The sequence below is a fragment of the Desulforamulus profundi genome, from assembly GCF_002607855.1.
Map to the genome: position 1 here is coordinate 18978 of NZ_AWQQ01000020.1, position 19894 is coordinate 38871.

18 protein-coding genes and 2 pseudogenes are annotated in these 19894 nt (G+C 47.6%); 13 read left to right on the forward strand and 7 right to left on the reverse strand.

Annotated features, from left to right (window positions below):
• Positions 1-144 precede the first annotated feature (144 nt).
• The 4 genes from P378_RS02800 to P378_RS02810 all read left to right on the forward strand — a co-directional run bounded on the left by P378_RS02800 (position 145) and on the right by P378_RS02810 (position 2506).
• Positions 145-1353, forward strand: coding sequence for an HD-GYP domain-containing protein (locus tag P378_RS02800; protein WP_099082195.1), 1209 nt, complete (start codon positions 145-147; stop codon positions 1351-1353).
• Positions 1354-1403: 50 nt separating this feature from the next.
• Complete coding sequence (locus tag P378_RS19320) at positions 1404-1649, forward strand: hypothetical protein (RefSeq protein ID WP_180260949.1); 246 nt, start codon at positions 1404-1406, stop codon at positions 1647-1649.
• Entirely contained in the window at positions 1615-2025 is a 411-nt protein-coding gene (locus P378_RS02805) for a GGDEF domain-containing protein (protein WP_180260950.1), read from the forward strand. Before P378_RS19320 ends, P378_RS02805 begins: the two co-directional genes overlap by 35 nt.
• Before the next feature lie 97 nt (positions 2026-2122).
• Complete coding sequence (locus P378_RS02810; RefSeq protein WP_099082197.1) at positions 2123-2506, forward strand: DUF2325 domain-containing protein; 384 nt, start codon at positions 2123-2125, stop codon at positions 2504-2506.
• A 121-nt stretch (positions 2507-2627) separates the two neighbouring features.
• Here P378_RS02810 and P378_RS02815 read toward each other — a convergent pair whose 3' ends face one another.
• Positions 2628-3344: a heparan-alpha-glucosaminide N-acetyltransferase gene (locus tag P378_RS02815; RefSeq protein ID WP_099082198.1), complete on the reverse strand. Its 717-nt coding sequence runs from the start codon at positions 3342-3344 to the stop codon at positions 2628-2630.
• Positions 3345-3770: 426 nt separating this feature from the next.
• On the opposite strand from P378_RS02815, the gene P378_RS02820 reads away from it, so the two are divergent.
• Entirely contained in the window at positions 3771-4133 is a 363-nt protein-coding gene (locus tag P378_RS02820; RefSeq protein WP_099082199.1) for a hypothetical protein, read from the forward strand.
• A 334-nt stretch (positions 4134-4467) separates the two neighbouring features.
• Positions 4468-5208: a P-loop NTPase family protein gene (locus tag P378_RS02830; protein ID WP_143338397.1), complete on the forward strand. Its 741-nt coding sequence runs from the start codon at positions 4468-4470 to the stop codon at positions 5206-5208.
• Positions 5209-5290: 82 nt separating this feature from the next.
• Here P378_RS02830 and P378_RS02835 read toward each other — a convergent pair whose 3' ends face one another.
• From P378_RS02835 to P378_RS02845, 4 genes are read right to left on the reverse strand one after another with little or no spacing between them, the layout of a single operon-like run.
• Positions 5291-5644, reverse strand: coding sequence for a hypothetical protein (locus P378_RS02835; RefSeq protein ID WP_099082202.1), 354 nt, complete (start codon positions 5642-5644; stop codon positions 5291-5293).
• Positions 5645-5699: 55 nt separating this feature from the next.
• Positions 5700-5876, reverse strand: a complete 177-nt coding sequence (locus P378_RS19325) for a hypothetical protein (RefSeq protein WP_180260951.1) — start codon at positions 5874-5876, stop codon at positions 5700-5702.
• Positions 5864-6052 (reverse strand): hypothetical protein, encoded by a 189-nt coding sequence (locus P378_RS02840; protein WP_099082203.1) that lies wholly within the window; start codon positions 6050-6052, stop codon positions 5864-5866. Before P378_RS02840 ends, P378_RS19325 begins: the two co-directional genes overlap by 13 nt.
• A 1-nt stretch (position 6053) precedes the next feature.
• On the reverse strand, positions 6054-6404 hold the full coding sequence (locus P378_RS02845) for a permease (RefSeq protein ID WP_338013808.1): 351 nt from the start codon (positions 6402-6404) through the stop codon (positions 6054-6056).
• Between the two features lie 427 nt (positions 6405-6831).
• On the opposite strand from P378_RS02845, the gene P378_RS02850 reads away from it, so the two are divergent.
• The 5 genes and pseudogenes from P378_RS02850 (at position 6832) to P378_RS02870 (ending at position 14035) form a co-directional block, all read left to right on the forward strand.
• Positions 6832-7965, forward strand: a complete 1134-nt coding sequence (locus P378_RS02850) for an efflux RND transporter periplasmic adaptor subunit (protein WP_099082204.1) — start codon at positions 6832-6834, stop codon at positions 7963-7965.
• Positions 7966-8036: 71 nt separating this feature from the next.
• Positions 8037-11091, forward strand: a pseudogene (locus P378_RS02855) (efflux RND transporter permease subunit).
• A gap of 180 nt (positions 11092-11271) precedes the next feature.
• Positions 11272-11970: a hypothetical protein gene (locus tag P378_RS02860; protein WP_238472803.1), complete on the forward strand. Its 699-nt coding sequence runs from the start codon at positions 11272-11274 to the stop codon at positions 11968-11970.
• Between the two features lie 78 nt (positions 11971-12048).
• Positions 12049-12725 (forward strand): annotated as a pseudogene (locus P378_RS02865) (response regulator transcription factor).
• Positions 12722-14035 (forward strand): HAMP domain-containing sensor histidine kinase, encoded by a 1314-nt coding sequence (locus tag P378_RS02870; RefSeq protein WP_099082205.1) that lies wholly within the window; start codon positions 12722-12724, stop codon positions 14033-14035. Before P378_RS02865 ends, P378_RS02870 begins: the two are co-directional and overlap by 4 nt.
• A 427-nt stretch (positions 14036-14462) precedes the next feature.
• On the opposite strand, the gene adhE is transcribed toward P378_RS02870, so the two are convergent.
• Both adhE and P378_RS02880 read right to left on the reverse strand, forming a co-directional pair.
• Positions 14463-17066 carry a bifunctional acetaldehyde-CoA/alcohol dehydrogenase gene (gene adhE / locus P378_RS02875; RefSeq protein ID WP_099082206.1) on the reverse strand — a complete coding sequence of 868 codons (2604 nt, stop codon included), beginning with the start codon at positions 17064-17066 and terminating at the stop codon, positions 14463-14465.
• Between the two features lie 301 nt (positions 17067-17367).
• Positions 17368-17856, reverse strand: a complete 489-nt coding sequence (locus P378_RS02880; protein ID WP_099082207.1) for a hypothetical protein — start codon at positions 17854-17856, stop codon at positions 17368-17370.
• Positions 17857-18177: 321 nt separating this feature from the next.
• On the opposite strand from P378_RS02880, the gene P378_RS02885 reads away from it, so the two are divergent.
• Entirely contained in the window at positions 18178-18642 is a 465-nt protein-coding gene (locus tag P378_RS02885; protein WP_099082208.1) for a YbaK/EbsC family protein, read from the forward strand.
• 30 nt (positions 18643-18672) lie between these two features.
• Complete coding sequence (locus P378_RS02890) at positions 18673-19590, forward strand: DMT family transporter (protein WP_099082209.1); 918 nt, start codon at positions 18673-18675, stop codon at positions 19588-19590.
• Positions 19591-19894: the final 304 nt, after the last annotated feature.

A 19894-nucleotide genomic window follows, 5' to 3' on the forward strand; every position in this document is an offset into this window, starting at 1 on the left:
TTCTTCTTTTGGGGTTAGCGAATCCTGGTACTGTAACTACTTATTGACAAAAAGATTGCCAACATTTAAGATATTGATAATGATAATCATTTTCATGATGAAATTTTAGTAATTAGATAAAGCAGAAATGGATGAGGTGATCCAATGTCTTCTTTATATATGGGAAAGAACCGGCACTTTGAACAGGCGGCCATGCAATTGCGCATTGAACAGCTGGAACAGCAGAACGAAGAACTCCTTGCCATCAACAGGATGCTTCGTAAGAAAGTGAAGGAAATTAGTTTCTTACACGGGGTGTTGACAGACCTGATCAAAACCTATGACTTTGAAGGCACCGTTGAAGCCATCTTGGACATGTCCATGAAAATTACGAACAGTGAAGCGGGCTTTATTGCATTGGCTCCCCGGGTGTGCGACAGATTGGAGGTCATTGCAGCCAGAGGGCAGTTCGAGCCGGCCGTTAAAGAGTATTTACAGAACAATACCTGCCTGGTGCGGGGGTGCTTTTCTTCCCGGGTGGTGGAATTCACCAGTAACCATGCTGCCTTTAAACCGCTGCGCCAAAGGGACGCCTTCCTGCGCTCCCTGATGGCGGTACCGTTACAGGTAAACAGCCTGGTCATCGGTGTTCTCATCTTGATGCACCGGCACCATGGTCAGGATACTCACCGGATTGAATACACCGACACCGACCGGAGCTCGGTCTTGTCCTTCGCCGGTCAAGCGGCGCTCATCCTGGACAACACCCGGATGAAAATAGAGTACGGCAGAAGGGATGTTTATCTAAAGAGCATCTCCGCCCTGACATCGGCCATCGATGCCAAAGATACATACACCCGCAATCACTCCCGCAATGTAGCCAGGTATGCAGTGGCCCTGGGAGAGGGGCTGGGCCTGTCCTCCGAGGAACTGACCCATATTCATTTCGGCGCCATTCTGCATGACATTGGCAAAATCGGTGTGCCGGAATTCATCCTCAACAAGCCGGGCCGCTTATCGCCGGATGAATTTCAAACCATAAAAGAACATCCCACCATTGGCGCCCATATCCTGGCTCCCATAGACTTTCTCAAGGAAGCGCTCAATGTGGTCCTTTACCATCATGAACGCTATGACGGCAGCGGTTATCCCAAGGGACTGAAGGGGGAGGCCATCCCTTACACTGCGCGGTTGGTCAGCATTGCGGACGCCTGGGATGCCATGACCTCGCAAAGAGCTTACCGCGGGGCACTGCCACTGGAAACCGCTGTCCGGGAATTGGAGCAAGGGGCCGGCGGTCAGTTTGATCCCGTGATGGTAAATGTTTTTACCGGTATTATCAAGAGCAAACCCGAAGTTATGATTTCCGGTTAGTTACCTGCTGAATGCATGTTCAACCATTGACGATCAAAGGGGTTTTGATCATGTTATCCCGGAATTACTTCAACATTCAAGAAATCAACCTGTTGGAAGTGGAACTTTTCATCGCCAGGCTGCGCAAGTGGCTGGTCTGTACCGGCCTGTTCATCGGGGCGCTTCTTGTGCAATTCAATTCTATATCACAGGGGCAGGGAATCATCGCTGCTGCAGCCGTTTTGTACAGCTTTAAGATTGAAGACTACTACCGGACGGCCGGTGTCAAAGGGTGCAAATATCTTTCAACCTTTTAAAAAAATTAATGATCGCTTTGGCCACCAGGTAGGGGATCAGGTCCTGGCCCGGGTGGCGGAGGTCATGAAGCAAACTGTACGTAAAGGAGACAGCGTAGCCCGTTACGGGGGAGAGGAGTTTGTGCTTACATTACCCGGTGCGGACAAACAGGCTGCCTTTGAAGTGGCTGAAAAGATACGCCAGGCGGTTGAAAATGTGACTTGGAACGGCAGCCTGAAAGTAACCGTCAGTGCGGGAGTGGCCTCTTTCCCTGGGGACGGCCAGGACCCGGCGGAGTTGTTAAGGCATGCGGACCAAGCTTTATACAGGGCGAAAGCCGGGGGAAGAAACCGTGTTCTGACGTTCCATGCCCTGTCTTGTTTAAACCAGGCCTAATCAATTTTTATTCCGTTTGACAGAACCTACCCAGGGCTTGTATAATAATGTTAATTGATAAAGATTATCATTATCATTGATTGGGAGGGATAAGTCAATGAGTTCAACCGGAACCAAAAACAACAAAATACATAAACAAGCCAGACAAAAACAGTGCATCAACCCGTGCGGCCAATGCGATTGCTGCATGAAGCGGATCTTAATGGTGGGCGGCATTACCAAATTCAAGGCCCTTTATAAAAATATCATTGAGCAGCATGGCTGTCATTTTGAATACCTGGACGGGTATATGAAGGGTGGAGAAAGGGCGTTAATCAATAAGATTAAAAGATGCGACATGGTATTTTGCCCCGTTGACTGCAACAGCCACAACGCCTGTCTCAGCGTAAAAAAGCTCTGTAAAAAGGAAGGAAAACCCTATAAAATCCTGCCTTCCTCCAGCATATCGGGAGTTACCCTGGCCATCGGGGAGATTGGCTAGGTACCAGGTACTTAAGTTATTAAGTTATTTGCTTTTTTAGGAAAGGAAAGTTATATACAGTTTTTCAAAAAAGCATAATTTCCTAAAACAAAGAACAAAAGGGTGCGGAAAAACCGCACCTTTAAACATTTATTTTGAAGGGAAAAGACCGGTAAAGAAGGGAAAGGAGCAATAATATCACAGGCTGGTGCAGGAGATAAATGGCTAAAGAGTGCCGCCCCAGGGTATTTAAAGGGTTTTGCCTGAAAGGGAAAGAGGCAAACAGGCTGTTCTTTTCCCTGTAAATCATTTTTCCCAGCACGACCCCGTAGAGGAATAAGCCCAGCCACGGGACCAGGGGGTAATAATCCGCCGAGTAAAAGTCCGGTCCCATCAGACCCAGAGGGGCCAGCAAATGATTGGGCATGGCGATCCTTTTTAAATAAAACCCTGTTAAAATGATCCCCGTGCCAAGAGTAAGAAGAAGGCCGGGTTTAAGGTGTTTAAAAAGGGGATAAAGAAGGATAGCGGTACCTAAAAAATGGAGGATGCCGAAAAAAATGTTGGAACCCGGAACCGTCAGAGAAGTAACGAGTGTGATTACCAGACCAAGCGCGAACAGTTTGGCACCTCGTTTGACGTTGTTTCTGCTCAAAGAACAGCTGATGCCGGCCACAATAATAAACAAGGATGCCGCTGTCTTGCCAATATAGTAGACAGGGCCTTGTTCATAAAGGATTGGTACCTGGTAAAATGTGTTTAAGTCATACAAGATATGAAAAACAACCATCATAAGGATGGCGATGCCACGCAAAAAATCCAGTTCCCAAATTCTTGTGCCAGACGGGTTGTCCATCATCCGCCATATCTCCTAATCTAAGGTAATATACATAAAAAGCAGTGGTTAATATAGATAGCTTGCCCGTTAGAACCTTTGCAGACAAAACAAGAAGGCCCGATCTACTAATGGGTGATTTACTATCATTTTAGTATATCAATCGTTCTTTGCAAATCTGTTTCAACAGGGTTACATTTTTACTTGTACAGGAAAAAGGTTCGGAAAGCTGCAAAAAGATCCTTCATTTTTATGGGTAGTTTTTAAGGAGACAAGTCAGTGTATAAAAGAAAACCAGCAAAAAATGGCGCAGGCAATTGTTGAGAGGCAGTACAGCCTGCAGCCCGAACTAAGAAAAAATATGACCAATACCAGCATGAGAAATTTGTACAGGATGTAAATTACCACCTTTCGTACCTTTCCGAGGCCGTTGCTGCATCCCAGGTTTCTTTGTTTTCCGAATACATCGCATGGTTAAAGGCGTTCCTGCCCAAGGCCGGTGTGCCGCTTAGCGAACTGGTGGTTAATTTGCATGTGCTGATGGAGGTTTTAAAGGGAACGCTGCCTCCCGTGATGGCGGAGGTTGCCTGTTCATACGTAGAGAATGGATTAAAGCAGCTGCCGCAATTTTCGGAAGAGCTCCCCTCGTTCATCAGGATGCTGAAGAAAAACGGTCTTCGCATGGTGGCCACCTGTGTAGCCGGGGAACTGCATGAAATCGGCATTCGTATGGCGGCGGACGCCTATGCAAAGGATGCCATGGAAGCCATTACCGTTGCCAACCAATTGGTTAATATGGGGGAGAAAGCATGAAGATCCAACAAACAGGCGGCATTGCCCTGGTGAGTGACCAAAGGGGTAGGATCACGCGGGTCCTGGAGCATGGATTGCACTGTGCGGGGATTACTGGCTGGGGCCGTCCTTGGAATGTGCGATTACTTCCGGCCTTACAGCCTCAGAATTGGTCATGGCGGATTAATAAAAATAATTTTGTCTTTTAAAAAAGGAAACCATAACATTAAGGCGAAACATGAATAAAAATTGTATTATCATCTCACTTTAAAGACACCGGGGAACGACATTGTTTAAGAATGGATGTTCCTTTTTTATTCGGGCGGAGGGTTTCAAACGGGGGGAGGAATGCAAGATGGAGATTCACGTGATCGAAGAAACCCTGAAGGACCTGGAGGAATTAACAGGGCTTGCAAAATTTAAGGGGACTGTCAAAGAAATCGGCATGCTGGCTCAGACGCGACAATTCGCGGGGGCACCGGTAAACTTTGCTTTTATCGGCAACCCCGGTACCGGCAAGGTGGCGCTGGCACGCCTGGTTGGAGAAATGCTGCGCCGGTTGCAGGTGCTGCAAAAAGGCCAGCTGTTTGGCGTGCATAAATTTGATCTGGCAGGGGAGTCCCCGCGGGAAAACGTACAAAGGGTTGCCAGGGTGGTGGAAAAGGCCCGGGGCGGTATCCTTTACGTTGATAAGGTGCCGGATATCCTGGCCCTGGGCAAGGATGTCATCCACGCGCTGTTGGATGCCAGAGAAACCATGATCGTCCTGTCCGGTACCCGTGAGGAGTTGGCAGCGCTTTTAGCGGACCCGGACATATCTCCCAAAATTAACTTCCGGCTGGAATTTCCCGACTATACGCCCGGCGAACTGTTAGAAGTGGCACAGCGGCTGGTCGATGATTATCAATTGGTCCTGACAGCGGAGGCGGCAGAAAAGCTGCGGGGGATTTTTGTGGAAAAACAGAATGAGTTTGGCAAACTGGGCAACACACGGTATGTTAAGGACATTATCGACAGGGCCTATCGAAGGGCTGCTTCCAGAATCATGACGGGCGGCGACACCGATAAATTGTTCCCGGAGGATATCGAGGGGTAAAAACCTATGGTAATGCAAAAAGAGCGAGTAAATCGCTCTTTTTTAGCCAATGATTAACTTTTTTAGTTTGTATATATCCTTGTCATGTTGGTGGGTCTGATCTTCTATATAATCTACATCCTTTCTGAAAGGAATCCAATTTAATCTCCAAATTATCTACTTTAGTTTCCAGGCGATCAAACCTTTCTTCCAAGTGATCTACTTTCGCTTCCAAGCGATCAAACCTTTCTTTCAAGTGATCTACTTTCGCTTCCAAGCGATCAAACCTTGTTTCTAAGTTGCCTAATCTATTGTTAAATTCATGATGATCTGAAATTAATTTACCAACCATGCCAACTAACTGAGTCACAGTATCCGTCAGTTGATTTATATTGTTTTCCATACGAAGCACTGTATTTTCTATCCGTTCCAGCCTGTCTGAAGCAGCACGATCCATTAAAACCACCCTCCTTTTTCCACATTATAACACTTACAGGGCATGGAACAATATCTTATTTTTTACCCTGTGCGGGGTGGGTGTAATGAATTTCCAGCTTGTTAATATTTCTCATTAACGTTGTATAATTGATGCTCAGGACCTCGGCGGCCTGGTGCGTGCTGTAGCCGGATAGGGCCTCCCGGATTGCTTCCCTTTCTGCCTGGTCCACGATTTCTCTTAGCGGATCCACGGTGAACAGTTCCTGGCGTATTTGAGATCCCGCTGCGGTAGGAAGGCCAGCATTTCCTGAATGTTTTTTACTGTAATGTCAAAAGATTTAGCTCCAGTGGGCGGCTGGTAAACATACAACCCCAGCATACACAGTGCCAACACGATGGCATATTTATATTCCTTAATACCATTCATTTTACATCACCTGCCCGATTATTAAGCTAAATAGCGTGGCCACCAGGAAAAAAAGCCCGTTGCGCAAGATTGCCGTTCTCTTATCCAGGTATTTGATCTCGGCTGGCAAGGTGACTACGCCCACCGCCATCACGGTGGAAACGAAGGCGGCAATTTGTGGATACCCCGCCCCCGCCTTGAGCAGAGCTGCAGCCAGAGGAAAAGCTACAAACGGCGGGATGAGAGTAACCGAGCCTATGGCCAACCCGGCCGGCATACCTGCCCAACCCGACTTGGCGCCCATAATTTCTGAAATAGTCTCCGGACTAAGGAGCGCTAGGGAGATACCGACAATTAACATGATGGTAAACATGGGGAAGCAGCATCCTAAACGAACTCCAGGCCTTTAAGAGATCCATTTTCGTCTTATTTTTATCCTTAACTAACGAAATCAGAAGCAGCACCCCGGCAATTCCGTAGAAAACAGCTCCATTCAACTCTATCCCTCCTCACCGCTTCATTTCTTCTATATCAGCTTGCTGTATACATTTAAGAAGTAATCCAGGTTAGCTTTTCTCTTCTCAATATCATCCCGGTACTCGGCCAGTTTTTGTCGCCCTACCCTGGTAATCTTATACCACTTTGTACTGCACAATATAAACAAAGTACTCAGCTCAATTTGACAGCTAAAAACATTTCACAATTTCCCATAATTATTTCATAATTATACAGATTTTATATTGTAAACTATTAACAAAGCCTTTTGTACACTTACAGTTTGAAGGGGAGAGGATTGGCAAGTGAAGAGATACAGTGTCATTTTAATGGCCGGGGTACTGCTTATAACGAACCTGTTAATGGCCGGCTGCGCCAGAGAAACCAAACAAAATCCGGAACAGGGAAAAGGCAACCGGGCCGGTGTGGGTGTGAAGGTTGTAAAGGTTAGTGAAGGAAGTATCAGTGAAAAGATGACATTAAGCGGCACGCTGGAGGCGCTTAATTCTGCCGACATCGTGGCCAAGACATCCGGCAAAGTGGCCGGCATTGGCGTGGATGTGGGAAGTCGCGTCAGCGCCGGGCAAGTTCTGATGTCTCTGGAGGCAGAGGAACTGGCGGCTGCTGTGTCATCCGCAGAGGCCAGTCTGGAGACTGCAAGGATTACATATGACCTGGCTCTGAAAAAATACGAGCGAGGAAAAGAGCTGTACCAATCAGGGGCGGTTGCCCAGGCGGACTTTGAAGAAAATTATGAGGGTGCTTTAAGAAAAGCGGCAGCCGGGGTCAAGTCTTTCCAAGCCGCCCTGGCCCAAAGCCAGGCCCGTTATAAAGAGACGGTTATCAAATCCCCTTTCAATGGCATTGTTACAGCCAGAAACATCAATGTAGGAGAACTGGCCGGCACCTCTACACCGTTATTCACCGTTAGTAACTTGGACATCCTTGTTGTAAGTGTCAATGTAAATGAACAACAGGTAAACAAGCTGGCAGAAGGACAGAAGGTTCGCGTGCGGGTAACTGCAGTGGACCAAAGCCCGTTAACCGGCGTTGTTACCAATATTGCACTGGCTGCAGATACCAAAACAAAGGCCTTTCCGGTAAAAATTCAGCTGGAAAACAAGGACCACAAACTAAAGCCCGGGATGTTTGCGGAAGTGCTGCTGGAAAAAGAATTGGAGAAGTCTTTACTGATTCCCCGGGAGGCTGTTTTAACAAGTGATGGTAAGAATAAGGTCTTTGTGTTAATAGATGGCATCGCCAGGGAGCGGCAGGTGGAGACGGGCCCCACTGACGGGAAAAATATTTCTGTCCTCACTGGTTTAACAAAAGATGATAAGGTAATTATCAATAACCTAAGTTCCTTAAGGGATGGTCAAAGGGTAAATGGTCAGTCCGAAGGTGCCAAGGGCATATCTGATAAGGGGCAGGGGAGGTAAAAGTCCATGCATATAACGGAGTTATCTGTCCGGCGGCCGGCCATGATGACCATGGTCATTCTCTTTTTGTGGTGCTGGGGCTGTATACTTTCGGGAAGATTGGTGTTGAATTATATCCGGCCGTCAACACACCCTATGTTTCGGTTTCGGTGTCCTATCCCGGAGCCGGGGCTGAAGAAATTGAAACCCAGATTATAAAACCTTTGGAGGATTCCCTATCCTCTCTAGGCCAGTTAAAGAATATCATGTCTACGGCTACAACAGGCAGAGGCACCGTTATACTGGAGTTTGACCTGTCGGTGGATGCGGATGAGGTAGCCATCGACGTTCAAAAAACGTGGATAATATCCGGCGCCGCCTGCCCGACGGGGCGGATGATCCTGTGGTCATCAAGCGGGATATCAATGATTCCCCGGTGATGACCCTCTCCCTGGGAAGACCCGGCGCCAGGAATGAAACCTATGATATGGCGAACGATATCGTTAAAGAACGCCTGCAAAGGGTTAAAGGGGTATCGGAAATCAGCATTATCGGGGGAATGCAGAGGGAAATCCAAATTGAAGTTGATAAGAGCAAGATGGAAGGCTACGGTTTAACCCTTAACCAGGTGGTTAGCCGGCTGGACGCTGAAAACCTAAATGAACCCACCGGGCGGCTTGACCGCCCGGAAGGTGAATATAACGTCAGGGTACTGGGGCAATTTCAGAGTATACAAGAAATCAAGCAAATCCAAATACCGTCGCCCTCGGGTTATGCAGTTCCATTGGAAGCCATCGCCAGCGTAAACGACAGTTTCAAAGAGGTGCGGCAGGTGAGCCGCATCAACGGCAAAGAGGCGGTGGGCATCCAGATTTATAAACAAAGCGATGCCAGCGTAACCGAGGTGGGGGATGCAGTAAAGGAGAAGCTGGAAGAGGTAAAAAAGGAACTGCCTACGGATTGTGAGCTTTTAATAACGAACGATTCCTCTGATTTTGTTCACAGGTCACTGAAGGGTACCTGGATGAACATTCTTGAAGGGATTATCACCACCGGTCTGGTTCTGTTTATCTTTTTACGGCAGTGGCGCTCCACAGCAATTGTCATGCTGGCCATACCAACTTCATTGCTGGCCACCGTCATGATGATGTATTTTGCTGGTTTTACTTTTAATATGATGTCTTTAATGGGCCTGGCCCTTTGTATCGGTATCTTGGTGGACGATTCCATTGTGGTGCTGGAAAACATTCACCGCCATATGAAGATGGGTAAAACCCCCTGGCAGGCTGCCATTGACGGTCGTAAAGAAATCGGTATGGCTGCTATCGCTATTACCCTGTCCGACGTGGTGGTATTTATGCCGGTGGCTTTTATGGGCGGCATGGTGGGGCAGTTTTTCAGGCAGTTCGGTCTGACCGTAGTGTTTGCCACATTGTTTTCGCTCTTTGTGTCCTTTACTCTGGCGCCCATGATGGCCTCAAGGTTATACCGGCAGTCGGAAAAAGAGGACACCAGGCAGTCTATCGCCAGGGCCATATGGCAGAAGACCATCCCCCTTGGCGAAAAGGCAAAGGATCTTTATCACCGGATGCTCATGTGGTCCTTGAGTAACCGTAAGAAGGTACTGGTTGGCTCGCTGGCGGCCTTTGTCCTAAGCTTGACATCAATTCCCCTGGGTCTTGTGGGTATGGAATTCATGCCGAGGTCCGACCAGGGGCAAATTAACGTTACCCTGGAGATGCCGGTGGGAACACCAATCGGGGAAACCAGCGCCGCTTTAAAGCAAATGGAAAAACATTTAAGTGAAATTCCCGAGGTGCAATATTACCAAACAACCATAGGGTCCGGGGGAGGGGGTTCCTCTAACGGGGCCAACAGCGGCATAATTCAGCTAAAACTGTTCCCTAAGGATCAAAGAGAAAAATCAGTTTGGCAAGTAGCCGATGGAATACGCCAGTGGAGTACAACCTTTAAACAAGGGAAAATCCGTGTCTCTGAGTCAGAGTCCATGGTGGGAGGGGGACCAGGTGGCTCCGCCGTTCGTATTGTTGTGTCAGGCAAAGATCATGACAAGCTGGTGGCACTGTCGGAACAGGTAAGAGATATAGTGGCACGCACCCCCGGTGCCAACAGCGCCAATACCGATTGGACCCTGGGACAACCGGAGGTTCAGATAAAGGTGGACCACATGCGGACAGCCCATTACGGCCTGTCAGTGAACGATGTGTCCCGTACCCTCCGGGCGGCTGTCAACGGTGAATCCGCCGGGGTGTACAGGGAAGGTGATAAGGAAATCGATATGCTTGTCAAGTTGGCTGGGGCCAACAAGCAAGACATTAACGACCTGCAGAACTTAATGGTATCCGGCAGCGGCGGTGCGGTATCCCTTGGCCAGGTGGCAAGTGTAGGACTTGGCAGCGGCCCCACTGATATTCGCCGGGAAAATAAACAAAGGTCTGTCACGGTAACGGCCAATGTTCGCTCCAGGCCCCTGGGGGACTTTATGGCCGATGTTAAAAAAGAAATCTCTAAACTGGATCTTCCGGCGGGTTTTACCGTTAACTATACCGGCCAGGCCCGCAGCATGAACGAAAGTTTTACTGAATTGAGATCAGCCTTACTCTTATCCGTCATCCTGGTTTATATGGTGCTGGTAATGCTTTACGAGTCCTTCACCACCCCCTTAATTCGAATGCTTTCTTTACCGCTTGGTATAGTGGGTGCCCTGGTGGCCCTGGTATGGTCCGGTAACAACTTAAATATTTTTACTTTTATCGGTATCATCATGCTGGACGGCCTGGTGGCCAAAAACGGTACTTTGCTGATTGACTATACCCACACCCTGATGGCCCAGGCAGATCCCTGAAGGAAGCCCTGATTGAGGCCGGCAGCACCAGGTTAAAGCCAATTATCATGACCACTCTCACCATGGTAATTGGCATGCTGCCTACGGCCTTGTCCCTGACCGATGGCGCGGAAAACCGCACCGGCATGGCCTGGGTGTTGATTGGCGGGTTAATTAGTTCAACAGTGTTCACATTGTTTGTAATCCCGGTTGTCTATACGATCATTGATGATTGGAAGACAAAGTGGCGTCGTAGAAAAGATTTACAAGCCTTGCCGGTTCCCGAGTTAACCATGCAATAAATCTGGCTGGAAAGACCAAACCGGTCCAGCGGTAAAACCCGGACTCCTTTCGGATAAGAGTCCGGGTTTTGTATATCTAACGATTTCATGATTTCCCACAATTCCTTGATAATTATTCCGCATTTGCCGTTTATATTTTAAACGTAGTCACTTTCAAAATTCTTGAAGGAGGAATTAATTGTGAAAAACTGGAAAACCAAAGCCGTATCTGCTCTCTTAGCATTGTCCGTACTTGTACCTACCGCTGCTTTTGCCACGGACGCAGTCACTGGTGCCGGGGATGTGCCGGTGAAAAAAGGATTTGCTCACCACAGGTTCTTTAATGAAGAAAAGCGTCAGGAGTTAAATAACAAATTACTGGATCTCGTTACCAAGTATACCCCGGAAAGTCTGGAAGATTGGAAAAATGCCCTTGCTAAACACGAACAATTGATGAAAGAATTGAAGGAAAAGCGCCCGCATGATAAACAAAGACCCCAATTGTCTAATGAGGCTAAAGAAAAAATAAAAGCCATCTATGAGGATGTGAAAAGCGGAAAACTAACCCGTGAACAGGCCAGGGAACAATTAAAGAATTTCGGTATTGAAAAATTCCGGGACAAACCTGAATTGCCCGCTGAATTAAAAGAGAAACTTAAAGCGATTCATGAGAACGTAAAAAACGGTAAACTAACTCCTGAACAGGCCAGGGAAGAAATGAAAAAGCTTGGCTTTAACGGTAGAAAAGGTTTTGATCAAAATAATCTGAAGGGCCAGTTTAGACAAGCGGTAGAAGCAAACGATGAGACTAAAATAAAGGAACTGCTGCCACAGATGTTAGAACAACTGAAGGAGAAAAACCAGGCTCTGTCTAATAAACTAGCAGAAACGAATAAGTAATTAGAAACCAGACTCTCTTTTAGGAGGGAGTCTGGATTTTTGATATACTGACACAGAGGCGGATAAGGGGGGTTGAGCTTGTTTCGTATTTTCCTGGTTGAAGATGAAATAAATCTGAGTCAAGTATTAACGTCCTATTTGGAAAAAGAAGGTTGGGAGGTACGGCCTTTTATTGACGGGGAATCTGCCTTCTAGCCATTGCACTGCGACCGCATCTCTGGATTCTGGATATTATGCTTCCCGATATCGATGGCTACCAGATTCTTCGTCGCATTAAAGAAGAGTCACCGGACGTCCCAGTCATCTTTATATCCGCCCGGGATGCTGATATTGATCGTGTCATGGGCCTGGAAATGGGAAGTGATGACTACCTGGCAAAACCATTCCTCCCCAGGGAACTGGTTATTCGCACGCACCGGGTTCTTGAACGGGTATACAACAAGTCAAATGAGCCGGAAAACTTCATCTCTATCGTTAATCTAGCCCCCTACATTCTGGACGAAGGTAAACGTGAAATTCATAAAGACAGGGAGATGATTGAATTAACGTCAAAGGAATATGATCTGGCTCTATTGTTTGCCAAACACAAGGGGCAGGCCCTATCCAGGGTTCAAATTATCAACTATGTATGGGGAGAGGACTATGTTGGTACTGACCGGTCCGTGGATGACCTGGTACGGCGGTTAAGAAAAAAGCTGCCCGATCTACGCATTGAAACTATTTACGGCTATGGATACAGGATGACGGCCAGATGAAAAATCTCTCGCTGACTGTGAAAATCTGGCTGGGCCTTTCCCTGGTTAGCTTATTATTATACCTGGTTGTATTGCTCATGACGCCCCCCTTAATCCGCAATTTTTTTAGAGATAACTTAATGGAGCCACCCGAGGCGCAATCTAAAAATAAAATCGTAGAACCGCTTAATAGCCGTGGATTTCATATACGCAGCTTTATTATGCTGGAAGACGGAACAACCCTGCCATCAAATGCCCAGCAAGCATTTCCCGTGTCTTTCTTAAATGAAATAAAGAAAAATGCCGAATCCCAACAGTCACCTAAACAATTCTATGAAAGTACCAGCAGCCAGGTCCATATTCGCTACGTAATAGGAAAAGACATGGCGTACGGGCGCCCTCTGTATCAGGTTATGTTTTTAAGGAAACCGGAAGAGGATCTATTTGTTAGATCTCTGTTGTTTAACATGATGTTGTATGTAGGGCTTGCTTTGGTGGTTAGCTGGTTTGTTTCCTTATTAATTGTGCGCTACCTAACCCGACCCCTTACCATAATGGAACAGCATGTAAAGCGTATCGCCAACCGCAACTGGCATGAACCCCTCGATATAAAACGAAGTGACGAAATAGGCAATCTGGCGACATCTATTGATGCCATGCGCCAGCAGCTAATCCAGCAGGACGAAACGCAGCAATCCATTTTGCAAAATATCTCCCATGAACTGAAAACCCCGGTCATGGTTATCCGCAGCTATGCCCAGGCCATGCACGACGGGATCTACCCGAAAGGTGATTTGAACGGCAGCATACAGGTAATCGACGAGGAAGGGGAACGCCTGGAAAAGCTGATTAAACAACTGCTTTATTTAACCCGCCTGGATTACCTGGCAACCAAAGATCCGGTTCATGAGAATGTAAATCTAGACAAGTTAATTGAGAAAATTGTCCAGAGGTTAAACCTACAACGTCCTGAAATCACCTGGCAGTTAGACCTGCAGCCGGTAATGATTAAGGGTGATGAGGAAACCCTGCGGGCTATGATTGAAAACCTATTGGATAATCACCTGCGTTATGCTGTGTCAATCCTTACGATTACCCTTCAGGTAAACAGTGAGCAAGCGGAAGTGGTTCTCAATTTCTGGAATGACGGTTCCCGGATTGAACCCCATATTTTAAATCAGATATTCCTGCCTTTCCAGAAAGGGCGAGAAGGTAAGTTTGGCCTGGGACTGACCATTGTGCAGCGAATACTAAAAATATATCATGGACAAGTGACCTTAAAAAATGATGGAAACGGTGTGTCTACAACCGTTAGAATTCCCGCTAAATAGTAAAAAACTTTCTCGCTAGGCATAGAAGCAGGCTGCCAATAATGTGTTTTCTCTGGCTGTGCCCTTTAAACCGGCGGCTGCAGCGTTCGGGCAGAAACCGGTCAAACCATATTAGATGCGGTCCGGGAAGCAGGTTTAACGATAGGTACCGGAGGCCTATCGGCTCCCTGTGGTGGGCGGGGCATATCAGGGTTATTAAGCTCACTGGTTTTACTGCTGGAAGTGATTATTCTATCCTAAAGTTTTTTGTTACCCTCGTGTGTGGTACCCCTGATGCCGACCTTACAAAGCGCGTAGCTCAAATTTCATGTTTTAACGACCATTATCGCTTATGACACCTGGAAAGAAACCTGATTCGGGATCTACAGTCCCGGTTTACCCCTGGTACCCGGGACAAAGTTTTGTTCAGGGGGTAGCTGTTCTTTAATTAGAACAGCTGTTTTTCCTTACCGTAAGCCCGCCGATAGATCTCTTGCAGCTCTTCAATTAAAGGCATTCGTGGGTTGGAGGTGGTGCACTGGTCTTCAAAGGCTCGCTCAGCCATCTCCGGAATAGCGGACTCAAAGGATTCCCTTGGTATGCCGCAGTCGGCAATGGTCAAAGGGATATCCAATTGTTTCATTAAATCACGGATGGCAGAGACGAGGCTCCGGACCCCCTCTTCTACCGTCTTGCCGGGAAGCCCCAGGTACTGTGCAATTTGCCGGTACTTTTCAGGGGCCACGTAATATTCGTAATTAGGGAAGGATGCAAATTTACTGGGGTAGCTGGCATTGTATTCAATCACGTAAGGCATCAGTACCCCGTTTGCCCGGCCGTGAGACAACCCAAATTTGGCCCCCAGAATATGGGCCAAACTATGGTTAATCCCCAGGAAGGCATTGGTAAAGGCCATGCCGGCGATGGCGGAGGCGTTATGCATCTTCAGCCGGGCCTTTTTGTCCTGACCGTCCTTGTAGGCCCTGGGCAAGTATGCAAAGACCAGTTCAATTGCTTTTAAAGCCAGGCCATCGGTATAATCTGAAGCCATCACGGCCACGTACGCCTCAATGGCGTGAGTTAGCACATCGATACCGGTATCCGCAGTTACCTTGGGCGGCACGGACATAACAAAATCACTGTCAATAATGGCTACATCCGGCGTCAGTTCGTAATCGGCCAGGGGATATTTAATCTTTTTCTGTTTATCGGAGATCACCGTAAAGGCGGTGATTTCCGACCCACTCCCACTGGTGGTAGGCACTGCCACCATCTTAACCTGCCGGCCCAGTTTAGGATATTTGTAGGTCCGCTTGCGGATGTCCAGAAACTTTAACTTGAGAAACTCAAATTTCATCTCCGGATACTCGTATAACAACCACATGCCTTTGGCAGTATCGATGACAGACCCGCCTCCCAGGGCGATAAGCGTATCCGGATTAAACTTTTCCATCAGTTCAACGCCCAGGTTGACAATTTCAATGGGTGGGTCCGGTTCCACCCGGTCAAAGACCTCAATTTGGACGCTGTTTTGTCGTTTCCGCAGATGATAAACAACCCGCTCCACATATCCCAGATCGTTCATGGCCTTGTCCGTTACGATCAGAGCCTTCCGTATGTCAGGCATTTTGGTCAGGTATTGGATAGAACCGGGCATAAAGTAAATACGTTCAGGTACCCGGAACCACTGTAACTTTTCCTTGCGCAGGGCCACCCTTTTAATGTTAATCAGGTTTTGTACACTGACGTTGGCAGTGGTGGAGTTACGTCCCATAGAGCCGCAGCCAAGTGTCAAGGAAGGTACGTTTGTATTGTAGATATCCCCGATGGCCCCGTGGGTGCTGGGAGAATTAACGATAATGCGCCCGGCCCGAATCACTTGCGAAAATCGCTTAATGACTTGCTGGTCCTCCGAATGGATTACCGCCGAGTGCCCCAAGCCACCGAACTCCAACATTTCCTGGCAGCGTTGCAAGCCCTCGTCGGTACTGTTTACAATATAAAGGGCCAGGATGGGGGAAAGTTTTTCCATGGACAGGGGATAATTGGTCCCCACTCCCTCCAGGGGCGCCACCAGGATTTTGGTGCCACCGGGTACTGAAAGGCCTGACATCTCAGCAATACGGGTAGCCGGTTGTCCAACGATCTGGGGGTCTATAAAGCCGGCATCGTGGTCGATGGCCACCCGGTTTAACTGCTCTATTTCCGAAGGAGATAAAAAGTAACAGCCGTTCTCCTTCATATAGGCAATGGTTGGTTCGGCGATCTCCCGGTCAATGATAACTGCCTGTTCCGATGCGCAAATCATGCCGTTATCAAAGGTTTTACTTAAAATCAAGTCTGTCACCGCCCGGCGAATATTAGCCGTTTTTTCTATGTAACAGGGCACGTTACCCGGGCCTACACCCAGGGCCGGTTTGCCGGAGCTATAGGCGGCACAAACCAATTTGGAACCACCGGTGGCTAAAATTAGAGACACACCCGGATGGACCATTAGTTGTTGGGTGGCCTCCACAGAGGGCTGTTCAATCCAGCCGATGCAGTGCCTGGGGGCACCGGCGGCGATAGCTGCTTCCAGCATGACTTTGGCTGCGGCAATACTGCATTTTAGTGCACCGGGGTGAAAACTGAAAATAACCGGGTTGCGGGTCTTGGCACAGATCAGGGCTTTAAACATGGTTGTGGAAGTGGGGTTGGTTACCGGAATCACGGCCGCCACCACTCCAATGGGCTCTGCCACTTCCAGAAAATGCTCTTCGGTATTCTCATTTATAATCCCTACGGTTCGCTGGTATTTAATGCTGTGGTAAACTTCTTCGGAGGCAAAAATGTTCTTAGTAATTTTATCTTCGTAGACGCCCCGTGTGGTGTCCTCCACTGCCATCCTGGCCAGTTCCATATGCTTGTTCAGACCCGCCAGTGCCATTGCTTTCACGATGTTATCCACCTGTTCCTGGCCCAGGCGGAGATATTCTTCCTGGGCCTGCCTGGCGTTTTCCACCAACGCATCAATCTTCGCTGAGATATTTTGATCCACCTTATTTTCGGGCAATGTTTATTCCACCTCTTCATTTTTGTTTTCCTATGTAGTTTCTGTATAAAAAACATTTAATATGTATTAATTCTTGCGGCTTTCTGATCAAACTAAGGCAGTTATGGGACACTTGCTATGGGTATAAAGACTATGGTTTCTTCAAATAAACAATTGCTGGAGAGTGGCCAGGTTACAAATCCTGATGAACATGAAAAAACGGGAGGGTTTGCTCCAGCAGTTTTCAAATGAATTCTAATTAATGGAAAAAAGAAACTCAGGCCCTGGGAGCCTGAGTTCTTTTGGCCGGAGGGGAGTTCGGTCATGACATAACCCCGTTAAGGGTTTTAACTTTTAGTGGGGCGTTGTTGCGGATGGCAAACACAAAGACGGCGTACATAAAGGGGAGAAGTAAACCGATAACGGTCATGAGTACCGCATTTTGACTGTATTTCTTAAAGAGATGATAGGTTACAATAACATAGAAAAGGAAACAGGCAACGCCCGCCAGGATATTGGCAAAGGGAATCTGGGCCAGGATTGCGTAAACAACGGGTGCAAGCAGCAGCACCCATTCCAGGTGCGGTATTACGAAATTGCAGATCCTTACTTCCTTAATCACTTTACCCATTGTATAGTACTGAACAAAAGGAATGAAGGCCAACCAGCTGTTTTGAACACCGGCCCTGTCAGCCAGCCGGTAAAGGCCATAGCTGAACAGGAGATAAAGTCCGCCCAGGGCAATAAAGGTTATCATTATAGTAAGACTACTGATGGCAAAGAGGAGTCCTAATGCTCCCACATCTGACATTATGCATCTTCCTTTCCTTTACTTTACTTTGCTTAAACCTCCCTCCTCCGGCTTTTTTAGAGTTAAAGAGTTCTCTTTACCAACATATGTCTGCAGGTTTAATTGTGTCCCTGTTTAGGCAATAAAATGGAAATTATTACCCTGTCAGCGTTTAAAACAACGTGGGGAGGGATAGATTTTAAATTTATAGATAGCAAAATCAAGCAGGAAGTATGGCGGCATTGTAGAATCCTAAAAATATCATTCTTATTTGAATGAATATCAACCGGGGATACAGGCCCCGGTTTTCTGCATAAAGTAGAACGGAAGGAGTGTTTTGACATGCCTGTTAACCGTGTACGGCAGTATGTGAAAAAGTATGATGTTCATTTGGAGCCCGTTGAATTTGCTGAAAGCACCAGCACGGTGGAGGAAGCGGCGCAGGTTTTAGGAGTAGAGCCGGCCCAGATTGCCAAATCCATTTTGTTTCGTGCCAAGGATCAATTCGGCCTGTTTGTTACGGCCGGTGATGTGCGGGTCAACTTAAAAAAGGTCAAAACCCTGCTGGGGGGCAAACCCAAGATGGCAACGCCCGAAGAGGTGGAGGAAGTCACCGGGTTTCGGGTTGGCGGTGTCTGCCCCTTTGACCTGAAGCAGGATTTGCCGATCTTCCTGGACGAGTCTATGAAACGTTTTGATATCGTTTATGCCGCTGCCGGGTCTCCCCGTTCGGCCCTGCCCATTACCTTTGAACAGCTTCAGGCGGTGACCGGCGGAACGGTGGTAAATGTTCAGGCAGCCGAATAAGATAAATAAAATCTGAAGCAGGTGAAACAGTTGAATCCATTTTATCTGGGTGTGGTGCTGGTCTTTTTATCCGCCGCCGGTTTTGGCATGATTCCTATCTTTGCTTTATATGCCTATCAAGGAGGGGCAACGGTCACAACGCTGTTGTTTTTCCGGTTTACCCTGGCGGCCCTGTGTTTCTTTGCTTATATCTTGATGAAAGAGAGAAAAATTTCCGTTGATGGGCCCAGTATAAAATACCTTGTGCTGATGGGCGGGGTGATCTATACACTCCAGTCCAACTTGTATTTTTCATCGGTGAAATTCATACCGGCTTCCCTGGCCGTGTTGATTTTTTACATTTACCCGGTTTTTGTGGCCATTGCATCTTCGCTGGTTGACAAAGAAATACTGTCCAAACAAATTGTTTTTTCCATTGCCCTTTCCCTGGCGGGTCTGACCCTGGTATTGGGGACCTCCTTCGGGGACATCAACCTAACCGGTGTCCTGCTGGCCCTGGGGGCCGGGTTGGTTTACTGCTGCTATATCGTACTAGGCAACAGGGTGTTGAAAAAATCCCCGGCCCTGGTAACCAGTGCTTTCATTTGCCTGTTTGCCGCGATATCTCTTCTTATCATTGGCCTTGCCACCGACACCCTGAGGTTTGACCTGACCACCCAGGCCTGGCTGGCGGTAGCGGGAGTGGCGCTGTGCTGCACCGTTCTGGCCATCTTTACCTTTTTCCGGGGCTTGGAACTCATCGGTTCCACCAGAGCATCCATTTTGAGCATGATTGAACCCCTGATCACCATCGGGTTTTCCGCCATGTTATTCCAGGAACGGCTCACCTGGCTGCAAATTCTGGGCGGCGCAGCGGTTTTGGCCGGGGCGATGCTGGTGGTCTCTGCCCGGGAAAAGAGCAAAGACGAAAAACCTTACCAAGCGGAAGCCAAAGGATCGGGTTATTAAAACCCGATCTATTTTGTCAGACAATTGTCACCAAAACGTAATGCCCCGGGCAGAGGATTATTGACCTCCCCTGTGAAATATAATGGAAAAAAGGGAGGGATAACCATGAAAGAGTATAAAGTGGTGGTTATTCAACCGGATCAGGACCAGTGCCTGTCAGATGCCCAAAACCTCGATAAAAAAGAGATCAAGGAGTAACAGGGAAAAGTTTGTAAACAATAAAACCCCGGAAAAACCGGGGTTTTATCGTGTATGCCACAGGACCCTTTCCTTAAAAAAAATTGGTAAAAGTATGAAATAATAA

What these genes read in the sequence shown, in the direction of transcription:
- P378_RS02800 (WP_099082195.1), top strand. Translation starts at nt 145, where the DNA reads ATGTCTTCTTTATATATGGGAAAGAACCGGCACTTTGAACAGGCGGCC.
- P378_RS19320 (WP_180260949.1), top strand. Translation starts at nt 1,404, where the DNA reads ATGTTATCCCGGAATTACTTCAACATTCAAGAAATCAACCTGTTGGAA.
- P378_RS02810 (WP_099082197.1), top strand. Translation starts at nt 2,123, where the DNA reads ATGAGTTCAACCGGAACCAAAAACAACAAAATACATAAACAAGCCAGA.
- P378_RS02815 (WP_099082198.1), bottom strand. Translation starts at nt 3,344, where the DNA reads ATGATGGACAACCCGTCTGGCACAAGAATTTGGGAACTGGATTTTTTG.
- P378_RS02830 (WP_143338397.1), top strand. Translation starts at nt 4,468, where the DNA reads ATGGAGATTCACGTGATCGAAGAAACCCTGAAGGACCTGGAGGAATTA.
- P378_RS02835 (WP_099082202.1), bottom strand. Translation starts at nt 5,644, where the DNA reads ATGGATCGTGCTGCTTCAGACAGGCTGGAACGGATAGAAAATACAGTG.
- P378_RS02840 (WP_099082203.1), bottom strand. Translation starts at nt 6,052, where the DNA reads ATGAATGGTATTAAGGAATATAAATATGCCATCGTGTTGGCACTGTGT.
- P378_RS02845 (WP_338013808.1), bottom strand. Translation starts at nt 6,404, where the DNA reads ATGTTTACCATCATGTTAATTGTCGGTATCTCCCTAGCGCTCCTTAGT.
- P378_RS02870 (WP_099082205.1), top strand. Translation starts at nt 12,722, where the DNA reads ATGAAAAATCTCTCGCTGACTGTGAAAATCTGGCTGGGCCTTTCCCTG.
- P378_RS02880 (WP_099082207.1), bottom strand. Translation starts at nt 17,856, where the DNA reads ATGTCAGATGTGGGAGCATTAGGACTCCTCTTTGCCATCAGTAGTCTT.
- P378_RS02885 (WP_099082208.1), top strand. Translation starts at nt 18,178, where the DNA reads ATGCCTGTTAACCGTGTACGGCAGTATGTGAAAAAGTATGATGTTCAT.